We start from the raw sequence: 15,329 nt of genomic DNA, 5'->3' as shown, positions 1-15,329 counted from the left end.
TGCGGGCTGTCAAAAGCCTGAAACAAATATAGGCAGGTGACTACAACCAGCTGAAGAGAGGGTTGGCTGTTGCAGGTAACGGTATATGCCAATAAAAAAATCCCGGCAGTTTGCACTACCGGGATTCACTTATTAACCAGTTAACTGATTCACTTATTTACGCAACAGCTTACGCTTCACTCTTCATCGACTTAGCAATGCGGTTGCGTTCGTGTTCATCCAAAATCACTTTGCGCATCCTTATGAAGTTGGGTGTTACTTCAATGCACTCATCTTGCTGAATGTATTCCATACACTCTTCCAAAGTGAGCAGCGTTTTGGGGGCAATGCTGGTAGCCGCATCGCTACCGCTGGCACGGTGGTTGGTGAGTTTCTTGCCTTCATTGGGGTTTACAATCAAATCGCCAGGCTTGTTGTTTTCGCCAATAATCATACCGGCGTATACATCTTCACCCGGGTCTACAAAGAAGAAACCACGATCCTGCAGTTTATCCAGAGAGTAGGCAGTAGTAGAACCAGCTTCTTTGGCCAGCATCACACCGTTGTTTCGACCGGGGATGGGTCCTTTCCAAGGCTTGTAATCGAGAAAGCGGTGCGCCATTACAGCTTCGCCGGCAGTAGCGGTCAGCATGTTGGTACGCAGGCCAATCAAACCGCGGCTGGGAATTTCAAATTCGAGGTGCTGCATTTCGCCCTTGGTTTCCATCACATGCAGTTCGCCTTTGCGACGGGTAACCAGGTCAATTACTTTAGAAGCAAACTCTTCGGGCACATCCACTACCAGCGATTCGTAAGGTTCATTTTTGTGGCCATCAATTTCTTTTACCAATACCTGCGGCTGGCCTACGGTGAGTTCGTAGCCTTCGCGGCGCATGGTTTCGATGAGTACACCCAGATGCAGAATACCACGACCGTATACCAGGAAAGAGTCGGCACTATCGGTATCTTTTACCCGCAGGGCCAGGTTCTTTTCGGTTTCCTTCATCAGGCGGTCACGCAAGTGGCGGCTGGTTACAAACTTGCCGTCTTTACCAAAGAAGGGTGAGTTGTTGATGCTGAACAGCATGCTCATGGTAGGCTCATCCACGCTAATGATGGGCAGGGCTTCGGGGTTTTCAAAATCGGCAATGGTATCGCCAATGTTGAAACCTTCTACACCTACCACAGCGCAAAGGTCGCCGGGATATACTTCGGTCACTTTCCGCTTGCCCATGCCTTCAAATACATACAGCTCACGAATGCGTTGCTTTTTAATGCTGCCATCGGCCTGCACCAGGCTGAAGGGTTGGTTTTCTTTAATGATTCCACGGGCTACTTTACCAATGGCAATACGACCGAGGAAGCTGCTGTAATCGAGGCTGGTAATCTGCATTTGCAAAGTGCCTTCCTGAATTTTTGGTTCGGGCACGTGCTTCAGAATGCCATCCATCAGCGGCAATATGTTGTCCGTTGGAGTGAGGCTATCGTTGAACCAGCCGTTTTTACCACTACCATAATAGGTGGGGAAGTTGAGCTGCTCTTCGGTAGCGTCGAGGTTGAAGAAGAGTTCAAACACCGCATCATGTACTTCGTCGGGGCGGCAGTTGGGCTTGTCTACTTTATTGATAACTACAATGGGGTGCAGGTTGAGCTGCAGGGCCTTTTGCAGTACAAAACGTGTTTGTGGCATGGGGCCTTCAAAGGCATCCACCAGCAGGATAACACCGTCGGCCATTTTGAGTACCCGCTCTACTTCGCCACCAAAGTCGGCGTGACCAGGCGTGTCAATCACGTTGATTTTCACGTCTTTGTACACTACACTCATGTTTTTCGAAAAAATGGTAATGCCCCGTTCTTTTTCAAGATCGTTGCTGTCCATGATGAGTTCACCGGCTTCCTGATTGTCGCGGAAAACCTTGGAGCTGCGGATGATGTTGTCTACCAGTGTTGTTTTGCCGTGGTCTACGTGGGCAATAATGGCGATGTTGCGGATTTGCATAAAAGTAACCTTTCTCGTCCCCCTGACAGGGATGCTTGGTTATGGTTCAAAAAATGACCCGGATTTGTCCTTCGATGAAGGGCCCGGTGTAAAATGGCGGCGAAGGTACAGCCATTTGGCCGAAATGGCTTGTGAAGATTGTGTTGCCTTGCCCGTTGGTATCAAGCAAACAGCCGGAGCTTATTGCTTCCGGCTGCTGCCAAAGATGTATGAATGAATGGTTTAGGGTGCCAGTTTTACCTGTGCGGCCTGCAAACCACGGGGACCTTTTTCTACATCAAATTGTACTTTATTGCCTTCGCCAATGCGATCCTGGCAGGCATTGATGTGTACGAAAATGCTTTCGCCAGACTGTAAATCGCGGATAAATCCAAAACCCTTGGCTTCATTAAAGAAAGAAACGATACCAGTACGAACAGCTTCTGCCTCATCCAGCTCCGACTTTTTGGGCACACCAATTACGATGTCTTCCAGTTTCACTTCTACTTTGCGGGTAGGATCGGGTGGTGTGTCTACGATGTTGCCATTTTCATCAATGTAGGCCATCATTTCATCAATACCACGGGTACCCTGCTGTTTGCGTTCAGCTTTCTTTTCCGCTTTGTCTTGCTTTTCTTTCTGCTTCTTTTTCTCTCTTTCTCTTTTGTTCCAGGAATCTTGTGATCTGCTCATGTACGGTCATTCTGTGTTTTGTAAGAATTTACTACCGGTTTCTTTATCCGATGATGGTTCTTCAGAATGCGTTGAAGGTAGTTGTTTTCGGGCGGAGGTGCCTGTTAATGTTCAGACTGCCGTGTTTTTAGCGGCCGGGCTTCTACAAAACGGGCTTGCTGAAGCAGGCTATGCTTTGGCGGTTTGCAACAGCGGAATGCGAACACTGAAAACAGACCCTTCATGTTGAGCACTTTCTATTTCGAGGCGGCCCTGCATGGGCTTCAGCAGTTCGTGCACCAGAAATACGCCGAGGCCGCTTCCTTTTTCGTTGCCGGTACCAGCCGTGGTACTATTGTTGGTTTGCTGAATCAGGGCATTCAATTGGTCGGGCGTCATGCCTACACCATTGTCTTTTACCGACAGCACTGCGGCTCCATTTTCTTCTTTCAGCAGCAGCTGTATGGCAGAATTGGGGCGGGAAAATTTGACTGCATTGGTGAGTAGGTTGCGCAGCACAATGCGCAGCATTTCTTCCTGTGCCAATACCTGTATGGTTTGGGCAGGCACGTGTACTTCAATCTGAATGTCTTTTTTATCGGCCTGGGGCTGCACCTGAGCGGCTACTTCGGCCGGCAGGTGGTTGATGGCAATGGGCTTGAGCACCGGCTGCTCCTGCCGCACCTGCAGGTTGGCCCACAGCAGCAGGTTGTCGAGCATGTGGCTGGTGTTTTGTACCACATTGCTGGTGTGCTGTTGCAAAGGTTTTAGTTGCTCAGCACTCAGGTCGCCGCTGGTGCTCATGTCGAAAAAGGTTTGAATGGTGGCCAGCGGATTGCGCAGGTCGTGGCTGATGATGCTCATCAACCGGTCTTTGAGGGCATTCAGTTTTTCGAGTTGGTTTTTTTGTGCCGAAATGTGTTCGTTGAGTTCGAGCAGTTGCTTGTTGCTACGGTTTGTTTGCCGCCACGCCACATACACGGCAGCCCCTGCCAGCAGGCTCAGGCCAACCAAGGCCAGCAGCCAGTTGCGGTTGCGCTTTTCTGCATCTACTTCTGCCTGCTTTTTATCAATGCGGTAGTCGGCTTCTTTTTGGGTAATGGCCGTTTTGATGTCGGCATTGAGCAGGCTGTCTTTAAGGGCATAATATTGTTGCATGTAGGCCAGCTGGCTATCGGGCTGGTTCATCATGCTAAAGAGTTCGCCGAGGTTGCGGTAGTTCTCCATTTCCGAAGCCTTACTACCCGACTCCTTGCTGTAAGCTATGCTGGCAAAGTAGGCGGCTTTGGCCGAATCGTACATGCGGTTGACCATATAGCCGGCACCCAAATTGTTGAGCAGGGCGGCTTTGTAATCCGGCGTGTTGTAGTGCTGCGGGCCCAGCCACCAGGCTTCTTTCAGCAGGGCCAGCGCTTCGGGGTATCGTTGTTGTTTTTTGTAATTGAGGCCAAGGTTACTCAGCAGGTCGGCCTGCATGAGGCCATCGTTTATTTGCCGGGCCAGTACCAGCCCTTTGTTGAAATACGCGGCTGCCGAATCGAGTTGTTTTTGCCGGCTGAAGCCAAGACCAATTTCATTGTAATAGCTGGCAAGACCCAGCGTATCATTGTTGCGGATGTACACTGCTGCAGACTGGTCGTGGTAGGATTTGGCCTTTTTGAAGTCGCCCATTTCCATAAACACATTGCCCAGCGACATGTACGAATTGGCCAGCCGGCTTTTGTATTGTTCTTTTTCGGCTATGCGAATGGCTTTGAGGTAGTACTCAATGGCGTCTTTGTAATTGCCTGCCGAAAAATGACTGTAGCCCAAATTGTACCAGGCACGCCATTCGGGTAGCGCCAGGCCTAAGTGTTGCGCCAGTTCGGCTGCCTGCAGGTAGTATTGCGCCGACCGCTTATTGTCTACATCCTGATACAAAGCACCCAAATCTTGCAGGGCTTGTTGGCGAATGCTATCGGCATCGGGGTGCTTTTCTAACAGCAGTACAAGGCTATCAAGTGTTGAGGTTGTTTGCTGCGCCTTTGCTGAAAAAGAGATAGCGAACAGGCACAGCAGGTAAATGCTGATGATGCAAGATTTCATGTGGTGAAGTTAATCAGCAAACCGCCTAATCGTTCTGTCCTTCAGCAAGCTGGCTTCCACCGCATCGAGATACGACTTACCGATGGACAAACTCATGCCCTCCAGTTCTACCTGATGATTGCGCAGGGCTGTTACTTTTTTAATATTGATAAGGTGCGTACGGGAGATGCGCAAAAAATAATCAGCTCTCAGTTGTGGTTCGAGGTTTTTCAAATTCACCAGCACCAAATGCTTTTGCCCGTTTTGCAAATGAATGTGTACGAAGTCGCTCAGTGCTTCTACATACACAATTTGCGCCAGCTCAATTTTGATGTAGTCATTTTTTTCTTTTACAAAAATGAAAGCATCGTCTTGCAGTGGTGCTGCAGTAACCGGCATAGCTGCTGCAGATTTGAGCTGCAACAGTTGCTGCGCTTTTTGAATGGCCTTGTACAAACGTTCTTTCTGAATGGGCTTTACCACATAGTCTACCGCATCAATATCAAACCCGTCCACGGCATAGCCGGGATGCGAAGTGATGAAAATACACAAGGGTTTTACAGTAAGGCTTTTGGCCAGCTCTATGCCACTCAGGCCGGGCATTTCTACATCCAGCAACGCCACATCTACCATTTGCTGCTGCAAATATTGCAGGCAGGCAAATGCATCTTCAAACACGGCGGCTATCTGTACATCTTTCAGTGGCGTTAATAGCAAACGCAGGTGCTCTCTAAACACCGGATCGTCATCGGCAATCACAATAGTCATCGGCTGCTGGTTCATGCTACACAATTGAGGGTATCTGGCTACCTATTGAATGCTGGTATTGGCATACCCATAATGGGATTTGATAGAAAGCTGCTCCCAAAAATAAGTGCTGCCGGCTATTTTCGACAGCTGAACATTGTTTACCCACCATTTACCTACACGCTTTTCTTCTGAATAAACCCTTAAACGTACTTCCACACCCCCAGCTCACTGTTCAATTGTTTCAACCGCTTTTGTGGTGAGCAAAAAATTGGCTGTTACCTTTTGTAGCAGCCTTTTTTGTGGCTGTAGGTGATGGTTTTGCATGTTATCTTCCCGCCTCAACCTGCTTGTTCATTTTTTGTAAAACCTATCTGTGCTATGCGTAGCTGGATTACCCGCACCCTGGTGGTGCTATCTGTTGTAATGGTATTGTATATAGCCGGGCCTTCGCCCAAACAGCCGGTGTACAACATTGCCTTGCCCAATGTACCCACGGCTGCTGCACTGCCTGCATTTGTGCAACAAATGGAAGCACAACACAAACTAAAACCCAACAACGAAGCACGTATAGTTTGGTACAACGATAGCCTGCAGCAACCTACCGAGTATGCACTGGTGTACCTGCATGGGTTTAGTGCCAGCCAGGAAGAAGGCAACCCTACGCACCGCGATATAGCCAAAGCATTGGGTGCCAACCTGTATCTGGCCCGCCTCGACCAGCATGGTGTAGATACCGCCGCCCCACTGCTACACTACAGCCCCGAAGGCCTGTGGCAATCGGCACAAATGGCATATGCCATTGGCAAGCAGTTGGGTAAAAAAGTCATCTTGATGGGCACCAGCACCGGCGGCTCGGTGGCATTGCAACTGGCCGCTACTTATCCGGAGATTGCAGGGCTTGTGTTGATATCGCCCAACATTCGCATCAACGACCCCAATGCGTGGATGCTCAACAACCACTGGGGCCAGCAAATAGCCGAGCTGGTAATTGGCAGCAATACACGTACCGTGACAGACGACCGGCCCATTTACAAACAATACTGGAACTACGAGTACCGCATAGAAAGCCTGGTGGCGCTGCAGGAATATTTAGAAACAGCGATGGTGCCAACAACTTTTGCCAAAGTGAAGCAACCTGTGCTCACACTGGCCTATTACAAAAACGAGCAGGAACAAGACCCCGTAGTAAAAGTGAGTGCCATGCGGGAGATGCATACTTCTCTGGGCACTGCTGCTGATAAAAAACAATTGGTTGAATTAGCTACAACAGGAGACCATGTGCAGGGCTCTCCCATCAAAAGCAAAGATGTAGCAGCCGTGCAGCGGGAGGTGAAACGCTTTTTGCAGGAAGTGATGGGGATAGCACTAGCACAGATTGATGCGAATGGTCACGAATGACACGAATTGTTTCGGTAGGTAAGTATACCAACCGAAAATAACAGCTTACGTTTAGTGAATTCACATTGAAGTATTACCTCCTTGTTTATTTGCCTGTAATGGTTAACTGTACACCTGGTGCCAGATTTACTGTGGCTCCCGGTTGTATAATTATACTTCGCACCGTTGTATTTACCGGAACCTGCGGATAGATGAGCACATTATTGTTAATCCGCACATTCATGTATTGGTTGGGCACAATGCCGCAGCTCCAGTTGCCGGGCTTGTTCCATGCATTATCGATGGCACCCGTCCATGTGGTAGCAAAATGAATGGTGTACACCGGCCCGGGTTTGTTGCCATCCACCAAGCATCGGATTTGTGTGCCATACCAATCAGCAGTGATGGAAGTAGTGCAAAACAGCACAGGGGAATTGGTGAAAGGAAAAACATCCCGATCTTCGAGGGTTACCCAGCTACCGTTTTGCAGCTTTTGCCATTGGTAGGTAGTGCCGCTAGTAGCGGCATGCCATTGGTATTCAGATTCGGGGCAGAACACGCTGGTATTGGCAGTGCTTACAAAAAAGCCGCCAAAGCCGGTGGTTAAAAAGCTGATCTCCCAACGCTGGGCGGTTTCGTTCCAAAGAATCTCGAAGTTGGTGGGATCTATTTCGGTGACACCCATTTTGTAAAACAGAACAATGCCGACGATGCCTTCTCCGGGAAAATGATAGATCCTCAGATGGCTTTTGCCTGTTTGGTCATCGGGGGATGCCGGAAGCTTTAGTTCCGTGTCGGGCAGGCTGTTAAATTGGTCAAACTCAGCCTGGGTAAAATACAATTTGATGCGCCCTGTGCCGGTGAATGCGTTGTTGCCTGGCATGAGCTCAAAATGCCTGGCCACATAATTTTTTCCGTCCATTGATGGCGGGTCGGCATCCACGAAAACATTTGCTGTTATGGTGCCACTCACCGGCCTGGCACCAGTACTTTGCAATTCGGCAAAAGCGCCACAGGTGGCCGAGAACATGGCGGATCCATTGAGCGGCAATTGCTGTACGTTGGTAATATAACCAACAGGAGGAGGTGGAACCTGCTGCTGCTCATGGCCCCCCATGTCGATGGTGCCAAATGTTATCCGGGGCTTACCATTTTGGTCGGTGGTGGTATTGTTGGCTGCATTGCTACCCACATTGATGGCTGGTGAACAAAGCTGCAGCCGCAAATCTCCCACAGTACCCAAACCAATGGCGGGCTGGCTTACAAATTGTGGGTTGACATCAAGATTGCCCGTGCCTGCCTGGCCTCCCTGCACAATTGAATAGGTAATAGTCGGTGTAGAGCTAAAATTCAGAAAATTCGAACCGCCGTTTCCCCCAAATTATACAATTGGTAATAGTGGGGTTTGAGGGTAATGCAGACGAGGCGGAGTTAAGCATGGATGAACCATTGTTTGTGACCTGATTGCCTGAAAAACTGCAATTAACAATCGAAGGCGAAGATCCAAAGTTGTAGATAGCAGCCCCGCGATAGGCCAGGTTTCCGATAAACGAACAGTTTGTTACAGCAGGCACTGAGTTGTAAATATTAGCCAAAGCGCCGTATTCGGAAGAATTGCCAGAGAATACACAGTTTCTGATAGTTGGACTAGCCTCTGTATAATTCAAGATAGCTGCCCCCGTATTCCCCTGAATGCCGGGACTGCCGTTGGCATTGCCACCTGTCAGTGTAAATCCGTCGAGAATGGCAGTGGGTCCGATATTGGTATTGGAAAAAATGTGGTACGAATTGTCGTTGCGATCATTGGGCACACCAATATCCGCACTCAGGATGGTGGGGTTTACTTCCAGATTGCGCTGGCTTCGTGCTGTTTCTGTGCCTGCAAATCCACCATAGATGCCAATGCCGTTTTTGAGACTTAAGTAGGCATTCCGATCGGTGCCTGTTGTAGGCTTGTAGGTACCGGCCGCTACCCATATTTCGGTTACGCCCGGGCATGATCCGACTTTTGCAGGGCTTCGCCAATTGATGTAAGTGCATTGGCCCAACTGTGGCCGTTGTTGCTGCCAGTGGCACTGGCATTTACATACAACACATTTCCCGGTGGGCAACAATCGGGCTGCGATTGCACCTCATAAGCGCCCATGTCAATGGTACCAAGCACTATTCTGGGGTTGCCAACCGGATCAATCTGTGTTGGGTTCGCACTGTTCAGTCCTCCGTTTACTGCTCTCGAGCAGGTTTGTACCCTCAGGTCGCCGGTTGAGCCCAGGCCTATGGGCGGCTGGCTCAAAAACAATGGGTTCAGATTCAGGTTGCCTGTACCCTGGAAACCACCCTGAACGATCGAGTAGGTGATGGTGGTCAAATTTCCGGTGAGGCTGAAGATGCTGCTGTTTCCCCAGATAATGCAGTTGGTTAATACAGGTGCAGAAAACGCCTCACTGACAGAAACATTATTAAAAACACCCCCTCCTGTATTAGGGGCTGAATTGCCTGAAAAACTGCAGTTGACGATAACCGGCGAAGTAGACAGGTTAGATATGGCGCCGCCGGTGCCGGAACCATGGTTACCCAAAAAAACCGTGTTCCGGATGATGGGGTTGGTGTTATTGATAAGGCTGAAGTTTGACATGCCGCCACCTGACGCCGACAAATTACCGGATACGATACAGTTATCGAGTGTGGGCTTCGAATCGTCGTTGCGCATGCCGCCACCATTGAAGGTACTGGTATTGCCAGTGAAGCGACAGTCAAAAAAAACAGGGGCACCGCCAACATTAGCAACACCGCCTCCATCGGCAGCATTATTGGCCGTAATCTTACACCGGGCAACGGTGAGGGTACTTCTAAATATGTATAGGCCACCGCCAGAGGCAGAAGGGTCGGCGTTGGCATTGCCGCCGGTAATGGTAAATCCATCCAACACGGTGCCATTGCCTGCATCGGTAGCTACTACTACTCTTAAAGTATTATCGCTGTTATTGTTGGCCGCCCCTATTTCGCCACTCAAAATGGTTTCATTCAATAGGTGGTTGCGCTGGTTCAGCTGGGTTTCGGTACCAGTAAATCCTCCATACATGGCAACGCCGTTTTTGAGCACAAAAGAAATGGTACGATCAGCAGTAGTAGTGGGTTTGTAGGTGCCAGCCGCTACCCAAATCTCATCGGTAGCTACAGCTGCATTAATAGCATGCTGTATTGTTTGATAAGCATTTACCCAGCTATTGCCGACATTGGCATTACTACCATCGGTTTTTACATAAATGATTTTGGCGCTTACCGAACTGAAACAAATAACGCTGAAGAAAAACAACAAACAATACAGTGAAAACTGAAACCTTTTTGGGTTTTGCATGTGGGTACAGTTGGGATAGGGCTGCATATTCCTTATCAGGGGTTTTGGTATATGGCTTTAGTTGCATTGCTTATGCAACATGGCTTTGCTTGAGGGTTTCTGTAGCATAATCGGTTTGTAATATAACGAAAAGCCATTGTTGAAATAAAATTTTGTGCTGCTATTAAAAGCAAGGAAATGAAAATTGGTTACGCATGTAGGTGTTGTTGTTTATTAAGGCGGCAGGTGATAAGATTGGTACAGCTTTCTCCTTTCCCTCATTTGCCTGCGTTAAAAAAACACTTCGCTGCTTGGCGTCTTTGCGTTGAAAAAAGTTGTCATGCTTCCTGCATTTTTTCAATAGGTTTATTCTCATGAAAAAGAAAATCCTGTTTGTAGTATCACTCCTGTTTGGCCTGCTGCTCATCAATGGCGGCCTCAACAAATTTTTCAACTACATGCCCGTGCCGCCCGATATGCCTGCGGAAGTCATCAAAGATGGCATGGCGCTGGTAGAAATTGAATGGCTGATGCCTTTGATTGCCGTGGCAGAAATTGTAGGAGGCATACTCATCCTCTTTGCACGTACCAGAGCCTTGGGTGTATTGGTGGTTTTTCCGGTGATGGTTGGTGTATTGCTCACCCATATTTTCACCGCCCCCAGTGGATTGCCCATTGCATTGGTTATTTGGGTTTGCCTCGGCTGGATTATCTACGAAAACCGGGAGAAGTACCTCGGTTTGTTGAAAGCATAAATACATGCTGGTGCTGCTGTTTGTTACAAAGTGTCCGCACCTGCCAACACTCACTGATAGCTACAGACGATAGCACTTGCAAAAGCCAGCAACTTCCGCAATAGCATTTTCCGTTGCCTCTTTTTCCTACGGTAAAAATTCCTTCGCGGCTTTGCGCCTCCGCGTTGAAACAAAAATGTTGCAGGTAATAACAGCTGCAACAGCAACAACATTTTTTTGCGACTGTAGTCGCTCCACCAACACATCCCCGACGGGAGTCGGGGACGATTCAACTGTTGCGGTGTGATAACACCCGCAACGGCAAAAAAATACACTAAAGTCAGAGTACAGGTATTTTTAAAACCTTTATGTTTTTATCGTAGCTTATATTATCTAAGTAGGAACTATAGCTGTCAACTTTATAGAGAATAAAAAGCTTGTAAGATTTGCCAACAGAAAACTTTACAAAATCACACGTGCCATTAAGACGATTACAAAATGTCTCATTGTCAACAAATAAATTTACTTCTAAGAATGTACAATTAACAGAAAAAATCCTAAAGGCGATGTCAGGAATCCCTTGAAAAGAAATATATGGTACACTTAAATAGGGCATTTCTGAAACAATTGGAAACTTAATATTCATTTCATTTTCCAGAAGATATAAAAGGTTCCAGCAATCTGAATAATGCCATATAAAAAGAGAATCCCCATTTAGCGTGTGTTCAACATGATGACTCTTGTTGAAATGCTTAGTACCATTTATAAAGAAGTTATTATTCTTCAATATTATATCATTGGCCAGATGGGCGTGGTTTTTCTCTTTCTTACTCAATCTTTTTCTAAGACTAAAAAAATCTTTTGAAATCTTGGACTTACTGTACTTGTATACAAGTATACCTGAGGTGGAGTATAATGCAGTATCTTGAGAACTACCGGTAAAGATTTGAAGGCAGAATAATAAAACGAAAATGAAACGCATATTACAATTTAGTTAGTTTTCTTACAATTCTAGGGCTTTCCCCTTTTGAACTTTTTGATGTTCCTTTTTTATTGGTTGGTGTCTCACAGAGGCCACATGTAAGGAAAACGACTTATAAAAAAATGCCACCCATTGAGGCGGCATTTTTTATAAAGAATATGCAAACATTTATTTAATCTCTTTCAGCAATTCCGCTACCGCTGCTTCCAGCTGCTGGTCTTTGCCTTTGTTTACCTGGTTGTATTCGTTCATCAGTTTGATGTCGGGCTCGGTTTGGTAGTTCTCCAAATATTTACCACTGCCATCCATCATGCGAACGCCCATGGGTACGGTACCCCAGCGGGTTTGTCCGTCTTGCAGCATTTCCCAACCGGCAAAGGAGCAAGTACCTGGTACCGGCATGCCCACCAGCTTGCCCAGCTGCAGGTATTTGTAAGCAAATGCATAGCAATGACCATCGCTATAGTTGGCCTCATTGGCCAGGCTGATGCTGGGTTTGTTCCAACGGAAAGTAGGCTCATAGTTGGCCACTTCTTTGTCGTTGCTGTATTCCATAAAACGCTTGCCGCTCAACCACATGGTAAGGTCGGCCACCAAATCGCCACCGCCATTGTTGCGGGTATCTACCACCAGGGCTTTGCGGCCGGCATATTTACCCATGGCTTCTTCAATAGCGGTACGGTAGGCACCATCGTTCATGCCGGGTACATGAATGTAGCCCAGCTGCCCGTTGCTGAGGCGGTCTACTTCATCGGCATTGCGTTTTACCCAACGCTTGTACAGCAGGCCGTTTTCTTCGCCCATGCTGATGGGCTTTACCACCAGCTCACGGCTTTTACCATTTTCGTTCAATACCAACAGCACATTTTTACCCGCTTTGCGGTTGAGGTATTGCGCCAGGTCTTTATCGGCAGTAATGGTTTCGCCATCGATGCTTTCGATGATGGTACCCGCTGTAATATTGAAACCCGCCTTATCCAACGGACCACCGGCAATCACTTCTTCAATTCTAACGCCGTTGCCTTTGTGCTGATAATCGTAAAACACACCCAGTGAAGCGGTGGCATCGGCCATGGCCGCCATGGATGAATAGCTGCTACCACAATGGCTCACATTGAGTTCGCCCAGCAGTTCGCTCAGCAGTTCGCTAAACTCGTAGCCATTGCCCACGTGTGGCAGTTGCTTGCGGTATGCAGCACTCATGCTGTTCCACTCAATACCATGAAAGCCTTGCTTGTAAAAAATATCTGCCGTACGACGCACTACATGCTCAAACATAATCTGGCGTTCTGCCGCCACATCCAGCATCATTTCGCCACCAATGCCAATGCGGTCAACCTTGCCGCTGGCAGGGTCTATTTTGGCAATGCCACCATCGGTTTGCAGGTATATTTTTTTGCCTTCTTTATCCCACTGCATATTGCCCGCACCGTTGGCCCCCAGTGGCGCCAGTATTTTGGTTTCGCGGGTACGCAGGTTGGTGCTCCACAGGTTTACACCCCGCTCAAAACGGGTGAGGTAGTACAGGTTTTCACCAGCATTGTCTACCAAGGCATCGCTCATGCTACTGCTGTGAATGGTAAGGCGGGCTTTGCGCATATCCAAACCAGCCCAATCAATCATGACGCTGTCTTTGGCGGGCTTTGCTTTTTTAGTGGTATCGGCTTTTTCGGCTTTCTCTTTCAGCTCTTTGGCCAATGCGGCTTCGTCTTTGCTCAGCTTAAAATTGTCCCAGGCATCTTGTGTAAAAAACAAGCCGTAAGCATCCCGCTGGGCACCGCCACTGTTGGCCTTAGCCGCCAAGCCATCGCGGTCGCTAAACCACAGCATCATCTTACCATTCATCATCCACTTGGGGCCGCTATCGCCAAAGCCGCTTTGGGTAATGTTCTTGATTTTCTGCTTGCCATCAGCACTCAAAATACCAATCTCGCCATTGCCAATGGTTTGCTCCGAAAAGCTCACCAGCAGCCATTTGCTATCGGGGCTCCAGCTTACACCATGGCCACCATCGCCCCAACTCAGCCATTCTTTTTGGGTCACCAATGTGCGGCTCTGATTGCTGGCGAGGTTCAGCACTTTCAGGGTGTTGTAGTTTTCTACGTAGGCCAGCTCTTTGCCGTTGGGGCTCATGTCGGGGTTGAGTACACTTTTATCACCCGTTAGCAGCACCGTTTCTTTTACCAAAGTGCTGGCATAGAAATAGGGCTCTTCCTTACGAACGATTTCGCTTTTGTAAATGCTCCACTTGCCATTGCGTTCGCTGCTGTACACCAGCATGCGGCCATCGCTGTGCCAGCTGATGTCTTCTTCGGCTTCAGGCGTTTTGGTTACCTGCTTGGTGCCACTGCCATCGGCATTGCTTACAAACACATCGCCCCGAAAGAGGTAGGCTACTTCTTTACCATTGGGCGATACTTTCATGCCGCTTACACCACCACCTACTGCCACAGTCTTTTCATTGGTGCTGCGGGCATCGGCCACAATGCTGATGTTGAGTTTGTTGGTTTTACCATTGGCATGTGTGTACAGCTGTCCATCGTAGCCAAAGCAAAGCGTACCATTATTAGCCGCACTTAAAAAGCGGACAGGGTGCGTTTTAAAATTGGTAACGGCTGTTGCATTGCTGCCATCCGCATTCATCTTATACACGTTGAAACTACCGCTGGCTTCGCTGAGGTAATACACGGTTTTATCGCCATCGGCCAGCACGGGGCTACGGTCTTCGCCGGCAAAACCGGTGAGGCGTTTGTGGGTGCCCGTGGTTACGTCGTACATCCAGATATCACGGGCAATGGCACTTGTATGGTGTTTGCGCCAGGTGTTTTCGCCGCCCTTTTTATCGTGGTAAAAAAGGCGTTTGCCATCGGCACTGTATTTCACGTCTTCTGCCGGTGTAGTGAGTATCTGTTGCACCCGGCCACCATTGACCGACACGCTGTACAACTCGGGCATGCTACCGGTAGGAAACTGTCGGTTGGCGGCCGCATCCATACGGGCCGCACCAAACAAAATGTTTTTGCCATCGGGCGTAAAAGAAAAAGGCACTTCACCAGCACTGTGGAAAGTGAGGCGCTTGGCTTCGCCACCGGTGGCGGGCATAACAAACACATCAAAGTTGCCATAGCGGTCGCTGGCAAAAGCAATGTATTTGCCATCGGGGCTCCAGATGGCATTGTAGTCGTGGGCTTCGTGCATGGTGAGCAGCGAAGCGGTACCACCGCTGGCAGGTACTTTGTACAAATCACCTTTGTAGGTAAAAACGACGCTACTGCCATCGGGGCTGATAGCAGGATAGCGAAGCCAGCCGGCTTCAGAAGAAGATTGTGCTGCCACCAGGGTAGTCATGGCTACACCCAGCGCAGAAAGCATGTGTTTTAGTTGCATAATGTATTCAATGATAATTGGCAAAATAGGACAGGCCACGGTTGTAGCCATTTGTTGATTATACAGACG

Annotated in this window: 11 protein-coding genes; 2 read left to right on the top strand and 9 right to left on the bottom strand. The window is 48.5% G+C overall.

Annotated features, from left to right (window positions below):
- Window positions 1–169: 169 nt before the first annotated feature.
- The 4 genes from typA to GLV81_RS00315 form a co-directional block, all read right to left on the bottom strand.
- A complete protein-coding gene (gene typA, locus GLV81_RS00330) occupies window positions 170–1,978 on the bottom strand; it encodes a translational GTPase TypA (RefSeq protein ID WP_157475886.1) in 1,809 nt (602 codons plus the stop codon).
- A gap of 222 nt (window positions 1,979–2,200) precedes the next feature.
- Window positions 2,201–2,650: a cold-shock protein gene (locus GLV81_RS00325; protein WP_157475885.1), complete on the bottom strand. Its 450-nt coding sequence runs from the start codon at window positions 2,648–2,650 to the stop codon at window positions 2,201–2,203.
- Between the two features lie 168 nt (window positions 2,651–2,818).
- Window positions 2,819–4,714 carry a tetratricopeptide repeat-containing sensor histidine kinase gene (locus GLV81_RS00320; protein ID WP_157475884.1) on the bottom strand — a complete coding sequence of 632 codons (1,896 nt, stop codon included), beginning with the start codon at window positions 4,712–4,714 and terminating at the stop codon, window positions 2,819–2,821.
- 9 nt (window positions 4,715–4,723) lie between these two features.
- Window positions 4,724–5,476: a LytR/AlgR family response regulator transcription factor gene (locus GLV81_RS00315; protein ID WP_157475883.1), complete on the bottom strand. Its 753-nt coding sequence runs from the start codon at window positions 5,474–5,476 to the stop codon at window positions 4,724–4,726.
- A 345-nt stretch (window positions 5,477–5,821) separates the two neighbouring features.
- Here GLV81_RS00315 and GLV81_RS00310 point away from each other — a divergent pair, with 345 nt between their 5' ends.
- On the top strand, window positions 5,822–6,841 hold the full coding sequence (locus GLV81_RS00310; protein WP_157475882.1) for an alpha/beta hydrolase: 1,020 nt from the start codon (window positions 5,822–5,824) through the stop codon (window positions 6,839–6,841).
- Between the two features lie 85 nt (window positions 6,842–6,926).
- Here GLV81_RS00310 and GLV81_RS00305 read toward each other — a convergent pair whose 3' ends face one another.
- Genes GLV81_RS00305 through GLV81_RS00295 form a run of 3 tightly spaced genes read right to left on the bottom strand, consistent with a single transcriptional unit; the run spans window position 6,927 to window position 10,178 of the window.
- On the bottom strand, window positions 6,927–8,135 hold the full coding sequence (locus GLV81_RS00305; RefSeq protein ID WP_157475881.1) for a choice-of-anchor Q domain-containing protein: 1,209 nt from the start codon (window positions 8,133–8,135) through the stop codon (window positions 6,927–6,929).
- Window positions 8,136–8,163: 28 nt separating this feature from the next.
- Window positions 8,164–8,868 (bottom strand): hypothetical protein, encoded by a 705-nt coding sequence (locus GLV81_RS00300; RefSeq protein WP_157475880.1) that lies wholly within the window; start codon window positions 8,866–8,868, stop codon window positions 8,164–8,166.
- Window positions 8,805–10,178, bottom strand: coding sequence for a choice-of-anchor Q domain-containing protein (locus GLV81_RS00295; RefSeq protein ID WP_157475879.1), 1,374 nt, complete (start codon window positions 10,176–10,178; stop codon window positions 8,805–8,807). The genes GLV81_RS00300 and GLV81_RS00295 overlap by 64 nt, the downstream gene beginning before the upstream one ends.
- A gap of 353 nt (window positions 10,179–10,531) precedes the next feature.
- Here GLV81_RS00295 and GLV81_RS00290 point away from each other — a divergent pair, with 353 nt between their 5' ends.
- Window positions 10,532–10,912 (top strand): DoxX family membrane protein, encoded by a 381-nt coding sequence (locus tag GLV81_RS00290; RefSeq protein ID WP_157475878.1) that lies wholly within the window; start codon window positions 10,532–10,534, stop codon window positions 10,910–10,912.
- Window positions 10,913–11,231: 319 nt separating this feature from the next.
- Here GLV81_RS00290 and GLV81_RS19060 read toward each other — a convergent pair whose 3' ends face one another.
- On the bottom strand, window positions 11,232–11,873 hold the full coding sequence (locus tag GLV81_RS19060) for a hypothetical protein (protein ID WP_197428797.1): 642 nt from the start codon (window positions 11,871–11,873) through the stop codon (window positions 11,232–11,234).
- 168 nt (window positions 11,874–12,041) lie between these two features.
- Entirely contained in the window at window positions 12,042–15,245 is a 3,204-nt protein-coding gene (locus GLV81_RS00285) for a S41 family peptidase (protein ID WP_197428796.1), read from the bottom strand.
- Between the last annotated feature and the right edge of the window lie 84 nt (window positions 15,246–15,329).

Origin of the sequence: Phnomibacter ginsenosidimutans (genome assembly GCF_009740285.1) — a bacterium.
GTDB lineage: Bacteria > Bacteroidota > Bacteroidia > Chitinophagales > Chitinophagaceae > Phnomibacter > Phnomibacter ginsenosidimutans.
Note: the sequence above shows the minus strand (reverse complement) of the source record. Positions and strands in the feature narration are given on the sequence as shown.

Coding starts and splice junctions, on each gene's coding strand:
- typA (WP_157475886.1), bottom strand. CDS start 1,978: ATGCAAATCCGCAACATCGCCATTATTGCCCACGTAGACCACGGCAAA.
- GLV81_RS00325 (WP_157475885.1), bottom strand. CDS start 2,650: ATGAGCAGATCACAAGATTCCTGGAACAAAAGAGAAAGAGAGAAAAAG.
- GLV81_RS00320 (WP_157475884.1), bottom strand. CDS start 4,714: ATGAAATCTTGCATCATCAGCATTTACCTGCTGTGCCTGTTCGCTATC.
- GLV81_RS00315 (WP_157475883.1), bottom strand. CDS start 5,476: ATGAACCAGCAGCCGATGACTATTGTGATTGCCGATGACGATCCGGTG.
- GLV81_RS00310 (WP_157475882.1), top strand. CDS start 5,822: ATGCGTAGCTGGATTACCCGCACCCTGGTGGTGCTATCTGTTGTAATG.
- GLV81_RS00295 (WP_157475879.1), bottom strand. CDS start 10,178: ATGCAAAACCCAAAAAGGTTTCAGTTTTCACTGTATTGTTTGTTGTTT.
- GLV81_RS00290 (WP_157475878.1), top strand. CDS start 10,532: ATGAAAAAGAAAATCCTGTTTGTAGTATCACTCCTGTTTGGCCTGCTG.
- GLV81_RS19060 (WP_197428797.1), bottom strand. CDS start 11,873: ATGCGTTTCATTTTCGTTTTATTATTCTGCCTTCAAATCTTTACCGGT.
- GLV81_RS00285 (WP_197428796.1), bottom strand. CDS start 15,245: ATGCTTTCTGCGCTGGGTGTAGCCATGACTACCCTGGTGGCAGCACAA.